Origin of the sequence: Mucilaginibacter ginkgonis (assembly GCF_009754905.2) — a bacterium.
Classification (GTDB): domain Bacteria; phylum Bacteroidota; class Bacteroidia; order Sphingobacteriales; family Sphingobacteriaceae; genus Mucilaginibacter; species Mucilaginibacter ginkgonis.
The window spans coordinates 2,134,676-2,151,552 of sequence record NZ_CP066775.1 but is presented as its reverse complement, the minus strand read 5'-3'; the positions used below and the strand labels follow the sequence as shown (position 1 = coordinate 2,151,552).

Below are 16,877 nucleotides of genomic sequence, written 5' to 3'. Positions count from 1 at the left end.
ATCGGTGTAATCATTAAATAATCAGAGAAATCAAAAAAATATTATGTCAAGAGATCTTAAATACACAAGAAACATAGGTATTGCCGCCCACATTGATGCCGGTAAAACCACTACAACAGAGCGTATCCTTTACTATGCGGGCGTTAGCCACAAAATAGGCGAGGTACACGAAGGTGCTGCAACAATGGACTGGATGGCACAGGAGCAGGAGCGTGGTATTACCATTACCTCTGCTGCTACTACCGTATTCTGGAACTATCGCGGCAGCAAATACCAGGTAAACGTTATTGATACCCCGGGCCACGTGGATTTTACCGTAGAGGTAAACCGCTCGCTGCGCGTATTAGACGGTTTGGTATTCCTTTTCTCTGCTGTTGATGGTGTTGAGCCTCAATCTGAAACTAACTGGCGCCTTGCCAACAACTACAACGTACCACGTATTGGTTTCGTTAATAAAATGGACCGCTCTGGTGCCGACTTCTTAAAAGTTGTTAAGCAAGTGCGCGACATGCTGGGCAGCCACGCTGTGCCATTGCAGATCCCTATCGGTGCTGAAGACGGCTTTAAAGGTGTGGTTGACTTGATCAACTTCCGTGGTGTGGTTTGGAACGAGCACGATAAAGGTATGACCTTTACCGAAGTGCCCATCCCTGATGATCTGATAGACGAAGCTACCGAGTGGAGAGAGAAATTGCTGGAAGCAGTAGCTGAGTACGATGATACATTGATGGAGAAATTCTTTGATGATCCTACTACTATCACAGAGCGCGAAGTGCTTGACGCTTTACGCCAGGCTACGTTGGCTGGCAAGATCGTTCCGATGACTTGCGGTTCTTCTTTCAAGAACAAGGGTGTACAAACCATGCTTGATTATGTGATGGAGCTATTGCCTTCGCCGCTTGATTCAAAAGGTGTTGTTGGTACAAACCCGGAAACAGGTGCCGAAGTAATGATCAAACCGGATGTTAAAGAGCCGTTTGCTGCTTTGGCGTTTAAGATCGCTACAGACCCGTTTGTGGGCCGCTTATGCTTTATCCGCGTTTACTCGGGTAACCTTGACGCGGGTTCTTATGTACACAACATGCGTTCTGACAACAAAGAGCGTATATCACGTATATTCCAGATGCATGCTAACAAGCAAAACCCTATACCTAACGTAGGTGCAGGTGATATTGCTGCTGTTGTAGGCTTTAAGGACATCAAAACAGGTGACACTCTTTGCGACGAAAAACACCCTGTAGTGTTAGAGTCGATGGTATTCCCGGAGCCGGTTATCGGTTTGGCTATCGAGCCAAAAACACAAGCCGACGTTGATAAATTAGGCCTTGCATTGGGTAAACTGGCAGAAGAGGATCCAACCTTCCGCGTAAACTCTGACGAAGAAACCGGCCAAACCGTAATTTCAGGTATGGGCGAGCTTCACCTTGATATCATCATGGACCGTTTGAAACGCGAGTTTAAAGTTGAGGTTAACCAAGGCGCGCCGCAAGTGGCTTACAAAGAAGCAATTACAGGTACTACCCAACACCGCGAAACTTACAAAAAACAAACCGGTGGCCGTGGTAAGTTTGCCGATATCCAAATTGTTATTTCTCCATCTGATGAAGGTAAAGACGGTTTACAGTTTGTAAATGAAATTACCGGTGGTGCAATTCCTCGTGAGTTTATCCCATCTGTAGAGAAAGGCTTTGCCGCGTCAATGTCTAACGGTGTGTTAGCAGGTTATCCGCTGCAGAACATGAAAGTAAGGTTGATCGATGGTTCATTCCACGCGGTCGATTCAGATGCGCTTTCTTTCGAGATAGCTGCTAAATCTGCTTACCGCGAAGCATTGGTAAAATGTAAACCGGTATTGCTTGAGCCGATCATGAAAATAGAGATCTTAACCCCTGAAGAAAACATGGGTGACGTTATCGGTGACATGAACCGCCGCCGCGGCCAGCTTTTAGGTATGGACACCCGTGCAGGCTCTCAGGTGATCAAGGCTACAGTGCCATTGTCAGAAATGTTTGGTTATGTAACCCAGTTACGTACCATCACATCGGGCCGTGCAACTTCTACCATGGAGTTTGACCACTATGCCGAAGCACCACGCAACGTACAAGACGAGGTTGTTGCCAAGTCTAAAGGCCGCGTTAAAGGCGCGATAGCATAAAATAGAAAAGAGATTACACCGATTGGTTTGTGATTTCACAGATGATCGGTGTAATTAAAGATAATTAACCGTTGCCATAATAAATAGCTCTTATGGTAGCATAACAAATCAGTGAGATCATCTTAAATCGGTGAGATCACAAATAACAAAAACAAGATGAGCCAAAGAATCAGAATTAAACTAAAGTCTTACGACTACAACCTGGTTGACAAATCAGCAGAAAAGATCGTTAAGACCGTAAAGCCAACCGGCGCTGTAGTAAGCGGACCGCTGCCTTTGCCAACTGAAAAGAAAATCTTTACAGTATTGCGTTCACCGCACGTTAACAAAAAAGCACGCGAGCAATTCCAGCTTTGCAGCTACAAACGTTTGTTAGACATTTATAGCTCTAACTCCAAAACGGTTGACGCGCTGATGAAACTTGAATTGCCAAGCGGCGTTGAAGTAGAGATCAAAGTGTGATAAAAGCCTCACTCCGGCCCTCTCCGAAGGAGAGGGAGGTGAAAATTATAAAAGCCACTCGTTTACGGGTGGCTTTTTTTGTAACCTCACCCCAACCCTATCCAAAAGAGAGGAGCAAAAGTCAAGACATCTTCGCGAGGCGTGTAACAACAACAATCTCCAGGAGTAGTAAACCCATTGTCATTCAATAAAAACCGATGGCTTTTTTATTTAATATCTGTGCCAGTTAGCGTCATGCCGAACTTGTTTCGGCATCTCAAATGGACAGTCTTCGAATTAATTAAATCATTATATTTGAGTATGAGCACGTTTGTAGTATACCCAACAGCAGAGCAGGAAAAAGCGGTCGAGGATTTTTTGGAGTCGCAAAACGTTTCTTTTGACAAAGAAGAAGAAAGTGTTGAATTGCCACAACATGTGCTGGATGGGATAAAAAGAGGGCAGGAAGATTTTAAAGCAGGTAGGTTTATTTCTTACGAGGAATTTAAAAAGAGACAAGTGTATTCCAAGCCTCTTTAAATAAATCAGTATTGTCATGCCGAACTTGTTTCGGCATCCCAAATTGCAAACATATCTTAAATCTCATCAGGTTAATTGTGCTGTGAGATGCCGAAACAAGTTCGGCATGACTTCGCGCAAATTAATAAAATACCAAAGGCCGCCCTTGCGGCAGCCTTTGGTAAAAGTCAAATCAAAACAAAAAATTTTAGTAGTGGTGGTAACCGCGGTCATAACCATTATAATGATGATAACGATCGTAATGGTTGCGGTAACCATAATCTGCACGTACTGCGCAGCTAGACAATGTGCCTGCAAATGAGGCTAACAATGCGATGAATAATATGCTCTTTTTCATGATCTCTATCTCTTAAGTTTATAATATATAGATAGAAATCGAAGAGGAAGGATTAATCGATATCAGACAATATCGTCAGCGGTGTGTCTGTTTTCCAGGAAGTCTTGCCATAGCCCCTCTAGCTCATCCACCAGGTGCGGTTTGATGTTGATTCCCGATGCTTGGGGTGTCCATAGCTGACCTGCAAGGTTACCTGTCTTTAAAATGTCGAACGTGAGGATACGCCCGGTATCCGGGTTAAGCAGCGTGTCGATATTAATGTTAACACGGTGGTAATGCCGCCCTTTCCGGAATGCAATGAAAGGTTCTGATGCCAATGTGCCCGACGCGAAGATACCTTTGGGCTCAACAGCTACCCGCACAAAATAAGCCCGGTCGCCGGGCTTCGCAGCTTTATAGGCGGCTATACTCCAGTCTTCGGTGATGCTGCCTTCTTTGTTTAACCTTTCGATATCATGCGGTAGCTCGATCCACGGCCACTTGATTGGGTTCCACCCAAAGAGGAAGGCACCCATTAATCAGAATTAATAATTTGGGTTACCTGTAAGTTCTTCCAGTTTGTTGCGGGCAGTTTGCAATTCGCGGGCCAGTTTCTTTTCTTTTTCTCCGGCTTTGGCTTTATAGTTTTTATGCTCTTCTTCCAGCTCTTCATAAGCCTGAACACGGTTTTTAGCCTCGCGCGCATAAGCACCAGAACGTGTAATCACTACAACAGCTATCACGCCAAAAACCACAACAAGTCCCCACATCAGCATGTTGTAGCTGCTTTTGGTCATGGGTATGCCAGCCAGGCTAATGCTATCTTGCTGTGAGGTTGATTTGTTTAACTCTTCCTGCTGACCTGCCAGTTGCTTATGCAACTCTTTAGCGGTATCCTGCAAGGCTGCAACATTACTTTCTAAAGGCTTTATGCGCTTTTGAACACTGTGCAGACTGTCGCTAACACTTTTGTAAAATGCCGAAGCCATTGGTCGCTGGTAGTTGTAAAGCTTGGTAAGCAGGTACTGATATTGCCCGTTTATGCTGCGGTCGGTTGGGGCCGGGGCAGGTGCCGCGTATGGATTTGCTGCCGGCGTGGTTGTAGCCGGGGCAGGAGATGCAGTTTTTGGAACGGTGATCGCCGGCTTTGCAGGGTATTTATTTGCCGGCGGAGTAGCAACAGGCTTAGCTATCGTTTTAGGCTTTGCTCCTGTTTTTCTGGTAGTATCTTGTGCAAATACGCAAATATTTACTGACAACAAGATCAATGTTGTGAGCTTCAGTGCCTTTTTAAAATTCAAATTTACCATATCAATAGAGGTCGGTAATTTTTAACTTGATGGTTTGCACTAAGGTATCAAATTTTAAAACGGCTCACAAATAAGTTGAAAACTGCCTGCTACGCTGCTTAATCATTTATATTAGCGGTTATGAATATCGGGATTATCGGCCTGGGCGATATGGGTAAGGTTTATACAAGGGCTTTTGCCAAAGCAGGCTACACGGTTTGCGGGTGCGACTTACCGCACAATCGCCAGCGATTGGAAGAAGAGCTTGCCCATTTAAGCATCAGCATTTACGATGACGGAGCAGACGTTGCCGCAAAAAGTAATCTGCTTATCTACTCAGTCGAAGCCGAGAAGTTGGAGCAGGTTGTTGCACAAAGCTGTAAAGCAATCCGAGCAAATACCATTGTCGCCGGGCAAACATCAGTAAAACAGCCGGAGATTAATATTTTTGAACGCTATCTGGAGACTGACACGCCTATCATTACTTTCCATGCCATGCACGGCCCGGGTTTCGAACCGAGAGGCCAGAAGCTGATATTAATACGCCATCGCAGTAGCAACAGCGATTATAAACGCATGTATGACCTTTTTAAGAGTTTGGGTACAGACATTGTAGAACTTACCGACTATCATCAGCACGATAAGATAGTTGCCGATACGCAAGCTGTGACACACGTCGGTTTTGAAAGCATGGGCACTGCCTGGAAGGCAGCGGGCTTTTTTCCTTGGGACAATGCGTCATATACAGGCGGCATTGATAACGTAAAGATTTTAACTACTCTTCGCATATTTGGTTACAAAGCCCACGTTTATGCAGGTCTGGCAATTCTTAACCCTTACGCAAGGGAGCAAGTGAAACGTTATGCTTTGTCAGAGTCAGAACTATTTAAGCTGATGATCATGGAAGAGGCAGATGCTTTTAAAAAGCGCGTGTATGCCGCCCGCGATTTTGTGTTTCATGAAAGCCGCAAGCTTATTATGTTTAACGACAAAGTGATGAAGGATTTCTCTTTATCAGATCCGGCGATGCACCCAAAACCTAATTCGCACTTAAGCTTGTTAAGTATGGTTGACGCCTGGTACCATTTAGGCGTAAATCCTTACGACAATTTAATCGCGCAAACCCCGCCCTTTCGTTTACGGCTTGGCATAGCCGAGTATTTATTTAAGAATGAAGCGTTGCTGGAGGAATCTATAGAAACGGCGTTATATGACAAGTCCATTCGCGGCGACGATCTGGAGTTTCACTCAGCCGTTCGCGAATGGTCGTCCATCATCGGCTACGGCGACATGGAGGGTTATAAGAAGCATTTTAACGATGTGCAAACTTTCTTTGCCGGCAGGTTAGAGGAAGGCAAAAAGCAAAGCGCAGAGTTGATCAAAAGATTGATGATGGATTAGGGTTGAAATTTAATTCACTATTTTTGTTTATATGACTACACTTACAATCGAAATACCTGAAAATGTGGAAACGACATTATCTGACCTCATTGAGAAATTAGGTGGAAAAGTCATCTCAAAAGATCTGGAAAATAAGGCAGCAAAAAAAAATGAAGTCCTAAACGCTCTTGAAGAATCAGTTAAGTTTATTAAATCGCATCAAGCTGGTAACGGGGATGCGAAGTCATTAGAGCAGTTAATGAATGAGCTTTAAAATAATCCCGACTCCACCATTTGAAAGAGAATTAAAACGTCTTGCAAAAAAGTATATTTCTTTAAAGACCGACTTTCAGAATTTAATAAATGAAATCCAAGAAGACCCTAATATTGGCCAGCCAATTGGCAACAATTGCTATAAAGTGAGGTTAGCAATAAATTCTAAAGGCAAAGGAAAGTCTGGTGGGGCAAGGGTCATTACATACGTAGTTATAGTGAAAGAGGAAATTTATTTACTATCGATTTACGACAAGTCAGAAGTTGAATCGATTTCTAATAAGGAGATCTTACAACGCTTAAAAGGGTTATAAGATCTCTTTACGTCTAAACTTATTTCTTCCAGCTGTTATTGCTTTCATCAGCATCCATGAAAATGCCGTTGTCTAATTTTACCGAACTTATCGCTTGCGTGCCAGTAAGATTTACTGAGAATCCTGTTTGGTTATTTTGCCATACTGCCGGCGTCTGATGGAAGGTTTTACTGCTGCCATCGGCATAAGTAACCACCACATCAAAAGGTATCGCGAAGCCGCCAATGTTTTTAATGTCAACCACACCGCCCGTAGCAGAAGTTGTGACTTTATCGATAGCTATATCGATGTAATTGTTGGTAAAGAACCAGTTTTTGAAAAACCAGTTCAGGTTTTTACCGGAGCCCGCACTCATTGAGTTGAAATAGTCCCACGGAATTGGGTGCTTGCCATGCCAATTATCCATATAAGTATGCAGCGCTTTTTTAAACAGCTCGTCGCCCAGCATATCTTTCAACGCCAGATAGCTTAAAGACGGTTTGCCATACTCGTTATTACCTGCGCCTGCCATTAATTCACTGGTTGGGGTAATGATCGGCAGATCTTCAAAAGTCGACGGGTCATGGGTGTAGCGGTTTACCCTAAAGCCTTTGTATAGTCTTTCAGCAGCATCTTTACCAACCTCGGCCCCGCCGATCAGCAACTCAAAAGTTGTTGCCCAGCCCTCGTCCATATAGCCATAACGGGTTTCATTGATGCCCATGTAGAATGGAAAGTAAGTGTGCGCTATTTCGTGGTCCTGTACAAACTGCGCAAACCTTACATCAGGGGTGTGGCTGTCATTCACCATCATAGGGTATTCCATGTCGGCAAAACCCTGAAACGCTGTCATCTTTGGGAAAGGGTAGGGCATGCCCGGCCAGTTTTCAGAAAACCAGCCTAAACTGTTACGGCCATATTGTACTGAATGATGAAAATCTTGCGAGGCATCTGCAAAGGCGGCCTGCATGCTGGCGCGTCTGCCGGTTTTCTTATCCACTACAACGCTTGCAGCATCCCACACATAATGGTCACTAATGCCAAGGGCAACGTCGGTTATATTATCTGCCGTCCACACCCAGGTATTCATGTCCTTTTGCGCAGTTACTTTTTTAGATGCCAGGTCTTGCGCAGTGGCGATGTGAATGGTCGAGTCGCTTTTAAATGAAGCCTGCAAACGTTTTAGATATTCCGGCTGTAGAACCTGTGACGCATTTTGTAAAGTACCGGTGCTCCACACTATGTAATTTTTCGGAATAGTTACACTTAGCTTGTAGTCATTAAAGTCGTTATAGAACTCAAGCGCGTCATTAAAAGGCAAGCGGTCCCAGCCATTGTAATCATCATAAACAGAAACTCGTGGGTAGAAGTAGGCCAGGTAATATGTGGTAGAATCTATCATTCCTTCGCGCTCGCTTTGGAGGGAAACCTGGTAATGCCATGCTATGTTCAACCGCACAGAATCGTGCGGCATCAGCGATTTAGGCAAGCGCACGGCGTCATTTGTTGCTCCGCGTGCTGCATTATCCCAATTTATCATAGCGTCATTAACTTTAAAGGTATCAATCTGTACACCATCTGTCAGATACCGGTTGCTTACCGGTGCCAATCTCACCGCTCCCGGGCGATGGATATTGACGATCAGTTTCATGTTTAAGCTTCTTAGGGTATCCGGGCTATTGTTGATATACACTATTTCTTCTGTTCCGGTAATGGTGCGGTTTGGCGGCGCAGCGGTTATATGAATATTATAACGGGCACGGTTTTGCCAGTAGTTTTTACCGGGCTTTCCGTTTACATCGCGTGTGCCTTTATTAAAGGCTTTAGTGATATCACGCGGGATGTAAAGCGTTTGCGCAGAGACGGTTTGAACAACAATTATCGCGAGGATAACAGGCAGCAATTTTTTAAACATGATATTTATAGATGAGATTGCAAGATTAACATATTAGTAATACTTAGGTTGATTTTATTTAAAAAAAGCGGGTTTGCACCGCGCACTTTTGCTATCCGAAAAATTAAAAATTTCTCAGCACAAACACCACAAAATCAAGGTCTAAAATTCTTTAAAAATTATTTACCTAACTATTTGAGACTTAATTATTAATTTCTATCTTTGCCGTCCCTTTCGGGGGATAAAATGCTTTGAACGAAGCCCTACTGCTTCGATGAGCGTAACAAAAGAAAAATAAAATGTCAGGAATTATTGGTAAAAAGGTAGGGATGACCAGTATATTCGATGAAGCAGGCAAGAACATTCCTTGTACTGTTATCGAAGCTGGTCCTTGTGTGGTAACACAAGTTAAATCTGCAGAATCAGACGGATACGCAGCTGTTCAGCTGGCGTATGATGAGAAGAAAGAAAAAAACACTTCTGCACCTCTTAAAGGTCATTTCCAAAAAGCCGGTACTACCCCAAAACGTAAACTTGTTGAGTTCAAAACTTTTGAAGACGACAAGAATTTGGGCGATACCGTTACCGTAGACATCTTCAACTCAGGCGATTTCGTTGACGTTGTAGGTACATCTAAAGGTAAAGGCTTTCAAGGCGTTGTAAAACGTCATGGCTTTGGTGGTGTAGGTATGCAAACACACGGTCAGCACAACCGCTTAAGGGCACCAGGTTCACTGGGTGCATCTTCATGGCCATCACGCGTATTTAAAGGTATGCGCATGGCTGGTCAAACCGGTAATGTACGTGTTAAAGTGCAAAACCTCGAAGTGGTTAAAGTTTATCCAGAACAGAATTTGTTAGTTGTTAAGGGTTCTATCCCCGGTGCTAAAGGATCGTTCGTAATCGTTGATAAGTAAGATGGAAGTTAATGTATTAAATGTTTCAGGTAAAGAAACAGGAGCCAAGGTGCAACTGCCTGAATCTGTATTTGCTATTGAGCCCAACGATCACGCAATATATCTTGACGTAAAGCAATTCCTGGCAAACCAACGTCAGGGTACGCACAAAGCAAAACAACGTAATGAAATTGCAGGTTCAACCCGCAAGCTTCACAAACAAAAAGGTACAGGCGGCGCCCGTGCCGGTAGCATCAAATCGCCATTGTTTAATGGTGGTGGCCGTGTTTTCGGTCCGCAGCCACGCGACTATAGCTTTAAGCTGAACAAAAAGCTTAAATCATTGGCACGTAAATCTGCCCTTACATATAAAGCACAAGACAGCAGCATAGTAGTTTTGGAAGACTTTGCGTTTGACGCGGTTAAAACTAAAAACTATGTGAAGCTGATGGCCGACCTGAACATGACCAATGAGAAAACTTTATTGGTACTGCCTGCGGCTAATAACAATGTTTATTTATCAAGCAGAAATCTTAAAAAGAGCAAGGTGATCACTGCAGACCAGTTAAACACTTATGATGTGTTAAACGCAGGTAAGCTGATCTTAACCTCTGGTTCTGTTAAAACTTTGGAGGAAGCGTTTGCTAAGTAATATGGAAATTTTAAAGAAACCCTTACTTACAGAAAAAGTTGCTCAGTTAACTGATAAACTTAACCGCTATGTGTTCAAAGTAGGCCACAGGGCAAACAAGATCCAGATCAAATCTGCGATAGAGAACATGTATGGTGTTAATGTTACGGCGGTAAACACCATGAAATACGTTGGCAAATTAAAGACCCGCAACACTAAAGCAGGTGCCGTTAGCGGCCGCGCTGCTACTTACAAGAAAGCGGTTATTTCTTTGAAAGACGGAGAAACAATAGATTTTTATAGCACAATATAAAAAGAGATGGCAGTTAAAAGATTTAAACCGGTTACGCCCGGTACCCGCTTCAGAGTAGGTGCCGATTATTCTGACGTAACAACCAACGTTCCGGAAAAATCGCTGGTTGTATCACACAAGAAATCAGGCGGTCGTAACAACACCGGTAAAATGACCATGCGTTACATCGGTGGCGGACACAAAAAGTCGTACCGATTGATCGACTTTAAACGCAACAAATTTGACATTCCGGCAAACGTTGCAACTATTGAGTACGATCCTAACAGGTCTGCACGCATCGCATTACTAGTATATGCAGATGGCGAAAAACGTTACATGATAGCCCCTGCGGGTTTAGAAGTTGGCCAAGTAGTATTATCGGGCGAAGCGGTAGCTCCAGAAGTTGGTAACACTTTACCATTGAAGAGCATCCCTTTGGGTTCTATTATCCACAACATCGAGCTTAACCCGGGCCAGGGTGGTACCATTGCACGTTCTGCAGGTACTTATGCCCAGCTATCGGCCCGTGATGGTAAATATGCCATCATCAAATTGCCTTCTGGCGAAACCCGTATGATCTTAGCTACTTGTTTAGCTACTATTGGTACAGTTTCAAATGCAGAGAAAGCAAATGAGGTGTTGGGTAAAGCCGGCCGCAAACGCTGGATAGGTCGCCGCCCACGTGTACGTGGTGTTGCAATGAACCCGGTAGATCACCCTATGGGTGGTGGCGAGGGCCGTTCATCAGGTGGTCATCCACGCTCACGCAAAGGTTTATTAGCAAAAGGCTACAAAACCCGCTACAAGAAAAAGACATCGGATCGTTATATCATTGAAAGAAGGAAGAAATAGTAATGGCTCGTTCAATTAAAAAAGGACCTTATATTGATCATAACCTGGAAAGAAAAGTTCTTACCCTGAATGATTCAAATAAAAAATCTGTTGTAAAAACATGGTCAAGACGTTCTATGATTTCTCCGGATTTCGTTGGGCATACATTCGCTGTTCACAACGGTAATAAATTTATACCTGTGTACGTAACAGAAAACATGGTAGGGCACAAGCTGGGAGAGTTTGCACCAACCCGTACATTCCGTGGTCACGCAGAAAAGAAAAAATAAGCAATGGAAGCAACACAAAAAGTAAAAAAATCTGTGCGCATTGCACAGCTTAAAACTGAGCAAAAAGCCCAACAAGGCGGCCAGGCAGTTGCCAAGTTGAATGACTGCCCTACCTCTCCGCGCAAAATGCGTTTGGTAGTTGACCTTATACGCGGTATGAACGTTGAGCAAGCTTTATACACTTTAAAGTTTACCAACAAAGAAGCTGCTATACGTGTAGAGAAGTTATTGCTGTCGGCCATTAAAAACTGGGAAGCAAAGAACGAAGGCAAACGCGTTGAAGAAAGCGGCCTGTTTGTAAAAGAAGTTTCTGTAGGTGGCGGCCGCCAGTTAAAAAGGTTGCGCCCGGCCCCGCAAGGCCGCGGTTACCGCATACGCAAACGCTCTAACCACGTAACACTTATCGTAGACAGTAAATCAGAAATCAACTAATCATAAAATGGGACAAAAAGCACATCCAATAGGTAACAGGTTAGGCATCATCAGAGGATGGGATTCTAACTGGTACGGCGGTGACAACTACTCCGATAAATTAGTTGAAGACGAAAAAATACGTAAATACCTTTCGGTACGTATCGCTAAAGGCGGTGTATCCAAAGTAGTTATAGAGCGTACGTTAAAACGTATCACTGTTACAATCCACACTGCCCGCCCGGGTATCGTTATCGGTAAAGGCGGCCAGGAGGTTGATAAGATCAAAGAAGAGTTAAAGAAACTGACAAAGAAAGACGTTCAGATCAACATCTTCGAGATCAAACGCCCTGAGCTTGACGCGCAGCTGGTTGCAGAAGGCATTGCCAAGCAATTAGAAGCACGTATCTCTTTCCGTCGTGCAATGAAAACTTCTATCGCTTCTACCATGCGTATGGGTGCAGAAGGTATCAAAGTAATGACCAGCGGCCGTTTAGGTGGTGCAGAGATGGCACGTACCGAACAGTACAAAGAGGGCAGGATTCCGTTGCATACCTTCCGTGCAGATATTGACTACGCTTTAGGCGAAGCTTTAACTACCTACGGTAAAATTGGTATCAAGGTATGGATCTGTAAAGGCGAAGTTTACGGTAAACGCGATCTTTCTCCAAACATTGGCCAAACTAACAGCCCAAGCGGCAAAGGTGGCAGGCCGGAAGGTGCGGCATCATTTGGTGCACGCGGCGAAAGAGGTGATAACCGTGGCGGCGACCGCAGAGGTGGAAATAACGACCGTCGCGGCGGTGGTAACAATCGTCCGGGTGGCCCAGGCCGTCAGGGCGGTGGTAACCGTCCGGGTGGAAACAGATAATCAAGTCGAGAAGACATCGTTTTAACGAATAAAGTATAAGATAATGCTACAGCCAAAAAGAACGAAGTTCAGAAAGATGCAAAAAGGCAGGATGAAAGGCAACGCCACCCGTGGTGCTGAGCTTTCATTCGGATCTTTCGGTATAAAATCACTCGAAGCGGCCTGGATCACCAGCCGCCAGATCGAGGCTGCACGTATTGCGGTTACACGTTTTATGAAACGTGAAGGCCAGGTTTGGATAAGGATTTTCCCTGACAAGCCGGTTACTAAAAAACCTGCAGAGGTACGTATGGGTAAAGGTAAAGGTGCACCCGAGTATTGGGTTGCTGTTGTACGCCCCGGTCGTATGATATTTGAGGCCGAAGGTGTGCCTTTGGAAGTTGCAAAAGAGGCATTACGCCTTGCAGCGCAAAAATTGCCGGTGCAAACCCGCTTTGTAGTAAGAAGGGATTACGCAGAGGCATAAATAAAAGGGTTGAAGTTTTAGTTGTAGGTTATAGAGAAAACATGCTTGCAACATATAGCTTTCAGCAGTAGAACTATAACAACACAAAGAAGAAATGAAAAACTCAGAAATTTTAGAGCTATCGACTGAGCAGTTGACTGCAAGAATTAACGAGGAGAAAAATAACCTCACTAAGCTGAAATTCGCTCACGCGGTTTCTGCTATTGAGAATCCAACCCGCATTACTAAAGTGCGCAAGGATATTGCCCGTTTAAACACAGAATTAACAAAGCGTAACGCTACGGTAGCTTCTGAAAAAGAATAACAATCAGTCGACAGAAGAAAATGGAAAGAAATTTAAGAAAAACACGTACCGGGCTGGTAGTAAGCAACAAGATGGAGAAATCTATCGTGGTGGCTGTAGAGCGTAAGGTAAAGCACCCTATCTACGGCAAGTTCTTGAAAAAGACTACCAAATTTATGGCTCATGATGAAGCTAATACCTGTGGTATAGGTGATACCGTAGTGATTATGGAGACACGCCCGTTGAGCAAAAACAAAAACTGGAGATTAGTTCAAATTTTAGAAAGGGCTAAATAAGATGGTACAACAGGAATCAAGAATGAACGTGGCCGATAACAGTGGCGCTAAAGAAGTTTTAGTGATCCGCGTGTTAGGTGGTACAGGTAAAAGATATGCCTCTATTGGCGATAAGGTGGTGGTTACCGTTAAAAGTGCTATCCCATCTGGTAACGTTAAAAAAGGTACAGTATCAAAAGCAGTAGTTGTTAGAACTAAAAAAGAGATCCGTCGTAAGGATGGTTCTTACATCCGTTTTGATGACAATGCAGCTGTTTTGTTGAACAACCAGGACGAGCCTCGTGGTACACGTATATTTGGCCCGGTTGCAAGGGAACTGCGTGAAAAGCAATTCATGAAGATCGTTTCATTAGCACCGGAGGTATTGTAACATGGAAAATAAAAAGAATAAACAACCAAAACTTAAGGTTCGCACCGGCGACCTGGTTAAGGTTATTGCCGGCGACTCTAAAGGTTCGCAAGGTAAGATAACAGCGGTTAACCGCGAAACAGGCCGTGTAACTGTTGAAGGTGTTAACATGGTATCTAAACACACCAAGCCAAATGCAGCTAACCCTAACGGTGGTATTGTAAAGCAGGAAGCTGCTTTGCACGTATCAAACGTTGCGTTGATTGATGCTAAAACAGGCGAGACTACCCGCGTTGGCCGCAAAGCTAACAAGGATGGTAAATTGGTTAGGTTCTCAAAAAAATCAGGGGAGGAAATTAAGTAATGACCTACACACCACGATTAAAATCGAAATATCAGGACGAGATACGCACTGCACTGAAAGAGAAATTTCAGTACAAAAGCGTAATGCAAGTTCCTAAACTGCAAAAGATAGCTATCAACCAGGGTGTTGGTGGTGCTACTACCGATAAGAAACTTATTGACGTTGCGATAGGCGAAATGAGCACTATTACCGGTCAGCAGGCGGTTGCGTCACGTTCTAAGAAAGATATATCTAACTTTAAATTGCGTAAAAACATGCCGGTAGGCGTGCGTGTAACTTTGCGTGACAACAACATGTACGAGTTTTTAGACCGTTTAATTGCTGTTGCATTGCCACGTATCCGCGACTTTAAAGGTATTAACGATAAAGGTTTTGATGGCCGCGGTAATTACACTTTAGGTGTTACCGAGCAGATCATTTTCCCTGAGATCAATATCGACAAGATCAATAAGATCATGGGTATGGATATTACCTTTGTAACCTCGGCACAAAATGATGTTGAAGCATTAGAGTTGCTTAAACAATTTGGTTTACCGTTTAAAAATCAAACTCCAGTTAACAATGGCTAAAGAAGGTGTAAAAGCACGTGAACGTAAACGTGAGAAATTAGTAGAGAAGTTTGCTGAAAAAAGAGCAGCTCTTAAAGCCGCAGGTGACTATGTTGCCTTAGACAAACTGCCTAAAGCAGCATCGCCGGTAAAATTGCACAACCGTTGCAAGCTTACAGGCCGCCCAAGAGGTTATATGCGCCAATTTGGTATTTCGCGTGTAACATTCCGCGAAATGGCACTTGCCGGTAAGATCCCGGGAGTGAAAAAAGCAAGTTGGTAATTGCTATATCGGATTTCGGAATTTTTATTTCGGAATTTGATCTTTAGAAAAAATAAATTCGAAGTCGAAAATTCGATATTCGAAATCAAGTTAACGACGGAAGGTCGCCTGGGATAGGCCCGGGAAGGAAACCACCGCCAAATTTTATAAAAATGAATACAGATCCAATCGCAGATTATCTTACACGAGTAAGGAATGCTATTAAAGCCAACCATAGGGTTGTTGAAATTCCTGCATCAAATCTGAAGAAGGAAATCACTAAAGTGCTTTTCGACAAAGGTTACATTGCAAATTTTAAATTTGAGGATAATGGTCCCCAAGGCACTATCAAAGTTGCTTTGAAATACCACCCGGTAACCAAAATTTCTGCTATCCGCACATTGTCGCGTATCAGTAAACCAGGTTTGAGAAAATATGCCGGCGCAGAGAACCTGCCACGCGTATTAAATGGTTTAGGCATCGCTATCCTGTCTACTTCTAAAGGTGTTATGTCTGATAAAGAGGCACGCGCTCAGAACGTAGGTGGCGAGGTTTTATGCTACATCTATTAATCTTTTAGGAGGAACAGAAAATGTCAAGAGTAGGAAAAGCACCTATAACAATACCTTCAGGCGTTACTATTTCAGTATCAGGTGATAATCTGGTAACTGTTAAAGGCCCTAAAGGCGAGCTGCACCAGGCTATTGATGCAGACATTAAGTTAGAGCAGAACGAGGGTATCTTAACAGTAACCCGCCCGTCTGATCAGAAACGTCACAAAGCATTGCACGGTTTATACCGCGCTTTGTTAAATAACATGGTTAACGGTGTTACCAATGGTTACAAACTTGAACAAGAGCTTGTAGGTGTGGGTTACCGTGCAACTAACACAGGCAATACATTAGACCTTGTTTTAGGATACTCTCACCACTATGTGTTTGAGTTGCCTAAAGAAATTAAAGTTACAACCACTGCTGAGAAGGGTAAGAACCCAACTATCATCCTTGAATCAATTGACAAACAATTGATCGGTCAGGTAGCTGCAAAAATACGCTCGCTGCGTGCACCAGAGCCTTACAAAGGTAAAGGTATCAAGTTTGTTGGCGAAGAGTTAAGAAGAAAAGCAGGTAAATCAGCATCTAAAAAATAATCGTCATGGCAGCTAAGTTATCAAGAAGAGACAGAATAAAACAAGGGATCAGAAAACGTCTTTCTGGTTCTACAGAACGTCCGCGCTTATCAGTATACCGTAGCAACAAAGGCATTTATGCCCAGGTTATTGACGATGTAAACGGAAAAACATTAGTATCAGCATCATCTTTGTCAAAAGATTTTTCAGCATCAGGCACCAAAGGCGAGCAAAGCGCCGCAGTTGGTAAACTGGTAGCACAAAAAGCCATTGCAGCAGGCATTACATCTGTTGTGTTTGACAGAAATGGTTACCTGTACCACGGCCGTGTTAAACAACTGGCAGAAGGTGCACGTGAAGGTGGTTTAAAATTTTAA

27 protein-coding genes are annotated in these 16,877 nt (G+C 43.6%); 23 read left to right on the top strand and 4 right to left on the bottom strand.

All coding sequences use genetic code 11. From position 1 onward, the window contains the following. The first annotated feature begins 43 nt into the window (after nt 1–43). From fusA to GO620_RS10100, 3 genes are all read left to right on the top strand, one after another. Nucleotides 44–2,155, top strand: coding sequence for an elongation factor G (gene fusA / locus GO620_RS10110; protein ID WP_157526253.1), 2,112 nt, complete (start codon nt 44–46; stop codon nt 2,153–2,155). A gap of 156 nt (nt 2,156–2,311) precedes the next feature. Beyond that, nucleotides 2,312–2,617, top strand: coding sequence for a 30S ribosomal protein S10 (gene rpsJ / locus GO620_RS10105; RefSeq protein WP_022830652.1), 306 nt, complete (start codon nt 2,312–2,314; stop codon nt 2,615–2,617). Nucleotides 2,618–2,917: 300 nt separating this feature from the next. Continuing rightward, complete coding sequence (locus GO620_RS10100) at nt 2,918–3,136, top strand: hypothetical protein (protein ID WP_157526252.1); 219 nt, start codon at nt 2,918–2,920, stop codon at nt 3,134–3,136. Between the two features lie 187 nt (nt 3,137–3,323). On the opposite strand, the gene GO620_RS10095 is transcribed toward GO620_RS10100, so the two are convergent. The 3 genes from GO620_RS10095 to GO620_RS10085 form a co-directional block, all read right to left on the bottom strand. Further along, nucleotides 3,324–3,473 carry a hypothetical protein gene (locus GO620_RS10095; RefSeq protein WP_157526251.1) on the bottom strand — a complete coding sequence of 50 codons (150 nt, stop codon included), beginning with the start codon at nt 3,471–3,473 and terminating at the stop codon, nt 3,324–3,326. 62 nt (nt 3,474–3,535) lie between these two features. Continuing rightward, nucleotides 3,536–3,988 (bottom strand): hypothetical protein, encoded by a 453-nt coding sequence (locus tag GO620_RS10090; protein WP_157526250.1) that lies wholly within the window; start codon nt 3,986–3,988, stop codon nt 3,536–3,538. 9 nt (nt 3,989–3,997) lie between these two features. Then, a complete protein-coding gene (locus tag GO620_RS10085) occupies nt 3,998–4,762 on the bottom strand; it encodes a hypothetical protein (protein ID WP_157526249.1) in 765 nt (254 codons plus the stop codon). 120 nt (nt 4,763–4,882) lie between these two features. Here GO620_RS10085 and GO620_RS10080 point away from each other — a divergent pair, with 120 nt between their 5' ends. Genes GO620_RS10080 through GO620_RS10070 form a run of 3 tightly spaced genes read left to right on the top strand, consistent with a single transcriptional unit; the run spans nt 4,883 to nt 6,708 of the window. After that, nucleotides 4,883–6,142 (top strand): prephenate dehydrogenase, encoded by a 1,260-nt coding sequence (locus GO620_RS10080; RefSeq protein ID WP_157526248.1) that lies wholly within the window; start codon nt 4,883–4,885, stop codon nt 6,140–6,142. A gap of 31 nt (nt 6,143–6,173) precedes the next feature. After that, nucleotides 6,174–6,395, top strand: coding sequence for a hypothetical protein (locus tag GO620_RS10075; protein ID WP_157526247.1), 222 nt, complete (start codon nt 6,174–6,176; stop codon nt 6,393–6,395). Further along, complete coding sequence (locus GO620_RS10070; protein WP_157526246.1) at nt 6,385–6,708, top strand: type II toxin-antitoxin system RelE/ParE family toxin; 324 nt, start codon at nt 6,385–6,387, stop codon at nt 6,706–6,708. Before GO620_RS10075 ends, GO620_RS10070 begins: the two co-directional genes overlap by 11 nt. A gap of 19 nt (nt 6,709–6,727) precedes the next feature. Here the strand turns inward: GO620_RS10070 and GO620_RS10065 are convergent, their stop codons facing one another. Next, nucleotides 6,728–8,602, bottom strand: a complete 1,875-nt coding sequence (locus GO620_RS10065; RefSeq protein WP_157526245.1) for a M1 family metallopeptidase — start codon at nt 8,600–8,602, stop codon at nt 6,728–6,730. Between the two features lie 278 nt (nt 8,603–8,880). Here GO620_RS10065 and rplC point away from each other — a divergent pair, with 278 nt between their 5' ends. The 17 genes from rplC to rplR all read left to right on the top strand — a co-directional run bounded on the left by rplC (nt 8,881) and on the right by rplR (nt 16,877). Continuing rightward, entirely contained in the window at nt 8,881–9,498 is a 618-nt protein-coding gene (gene rplC / locus GO620_RS10060; RefSeq protein ID WP_157526244.1) for a 50S ribosomal protein L3, read from the top strand. A gap of 1 nt (nt 9,499) precedes the next feature. Further along, nucleotides 9,500–10,129: a 50S ribosomal protein L4 gene (gene rplD, locus GO620_RS10055; protein WP_157526243.1), complete on the top strand. Its 630-nt coding sequence runs from the start codon at nt 9,500–9,502 to the stop codon at nt 10,127–10,129. Between the two features lies 1 nt (nt 10,130). Further along, complete coding sequence (gene rplW / locus GO620_RS10050; protein ID WP_157526242.1) at nt 10,131–10,421, top strand: 50S ribosomal protein L23; 291 nt, start codon at nt 10,131–10,133, stop codon at nt 10,419–10,421. A gap of 6 nt (nt 10,422–10,427) precedes the next feature. Further along, on the top strand, nt 10,428–11,252 hold the full coding sequence (gene rplB, locus GO620_RS10045; RefSeq protein WP_157526241.1) for a 50S ribosomal protein L2: 825 nt from the start codon (nt 10,428–10,430) through the stop codon (nt 11,250–11,252). Nucleotides 11,253–11,254: 2 nt separating this feature from the next. Beyond that, the gene (rpsS, locus tag GO620_RS10040) at nt 11,255–11,521 is read left to right on the top strand and encodes a 30S ribosomal protein S19 (RefSeq protein WP_066006044.1); all 267 of its coding nucleotides are present in this window, start codon (nt 11,255–11,257) and stop codon (nt 11,519–11,521) included. 3 nt (nt 11,522–11,524) lie between these two features. After that, complete coding sequence (gene rplV / locus GO620_RS10035; protein ID WP_157526240.1) at nt 11,525–11,953, top strand: 50S ribosomal protein L22; 429 nt, start codon at nt 11,525–11,527, stop codon at nt 11,951–11,953. Nucleotides 11,954–11,960: 7 nt separating this feature from the next. Further along, nucleotides 11,961–12,803, top strand: coding sequence for a 30S ribosomal protein S3 (gene rpsC / locus GO620_RS10030; RefSeq protein ID WP_157526239.1), 843 nt, complete (start codon nt 11,961–11,963; stop codon nt 12,801–12,803). A 43-nt stretch (nt 12,804–12,846) separates the two neighbouring features. Then, on the top strand, nt 12,847–13,269 hold the full coding sequence (gene rplP / locus GO620_RS10025; RefSeq protein ID WP_157526238.1) for a 50S ribosomal protein L16: 423 nt from the start codon (nt 12,847–12,849) through the stop codon (nt 13,267–13,269). A 94-nt stretch (nt 13,270–13,363) separates the two neighbouring features. After that, nucleotides 13,364–13,573, top strand: a complete 210-nt coding sequence (gene rpmC / locus GO620_RS10020) for a 50S ribosomal protein L29 (protein WP_157526237.1) — start codon at nt 13,364–13,366, stop codon at nt 13,571–13,573. A gap of 20 nt (nt 13,574–13,593) precedes the next feature. After that, nucleotides 13,594–13,848, top strand: coding sequence for a 30S ribosomal protein S17 (rpsQ, locus tag GO620_RS10015; protein WP_157526236.1), 255 nt, complete (start codon nt 13,594–13,596; stop codon nt 13,846–13,848). A 1-nt stretch (nt 13,849) separates the two neighbouring features. After that, nucleotides 13,850–14,218, top strand: a complete 369-nt coding sequence (rplN, locus tag GO620_RS10010) for a 50S ribosomal protein L14 (protein ID WP_157526235.1) — start codon at nt 13,850–13,852, stop codon at nt 14,216–14,218. Between the two features lies 1 nt (nt 14,219). Then, the gene (rplX, locus tag GO620_RS10005) at nt 14,220–14,561 is read left to right on the top strand and encodes a 50S ribosomal protein L24 (RefSeq protein ID WP_157526234.1); all 342 of its coding nucleotides are present in this window, start codon (nt 14,220–14,222) and stop codon (nt 14,559–14,561) included. Next, the gene (rplE, locus tag GO620_RS10000; RefSeq protein ID WP_157526233.1) at nt 14,561–15,130 is read left to right on the top strand and encodes a 50S ribosomal protein L5; all 570 of its coding nucleotides are present in this window, start codon (nt 14,561–14,563) and stop codon (nt 15,128–15,130) included. Before rplX ends, rplE begins: the two co-directional genes overlap by 1 nt. Further along, nucleotides 15,123–15,392 carry a 30S ribosomal protein S14 gene (gene rpsN / locus GO620_RS09995; protein ID WP_157526232.1) on the top strand — a complete coding sequence of 90 codons (270 nt, stop codon included), beginning with the start codon at nt 15,123–15,125 and terminating at the stop codon, nt 15,390–15,392. The genes rplE and rpsN overlap by 8 nt, the downstream gene beginning before the upstream one ends. Nucleotides 15,393–15,544: 152 nt before the next feature. Beyond that, nucleotides 15,545–15,943, top strand: a complete 399-nt coding sequence (gene rpsH / locus GO620_RS09990; protein WP_157526231.1) for a 30S ribosomal protein S8 — start codon at nt 15,545–15,547, stop codon at nt 15,941–15,943. A gap of 20 nt (nt 15,944–15,963) precedes the next feature. Further along, nucleotides 15,964–16,521: a 50S ribosomal protein L6 gene (gene rplF / locus GO620_RS09985; RefSeq protein ID WP_157526230.1), complete on the top strand. Its 558-nt coding sequence runs from the start codon at nt 15,964–15,966 to the stop codon at nt 16,519–16,521. 5 nt (nt 16,522–16,526) lie between these two features. Further along, a complete protein-coding gene (gene rplR, locus GO620_RS09980) occupies nt 16,527–16,877 on the top strand; it encodes a 50S ribosomal protein L18 (protein WP_157526229.1) in 351 nt (116 codons plus the stop codon).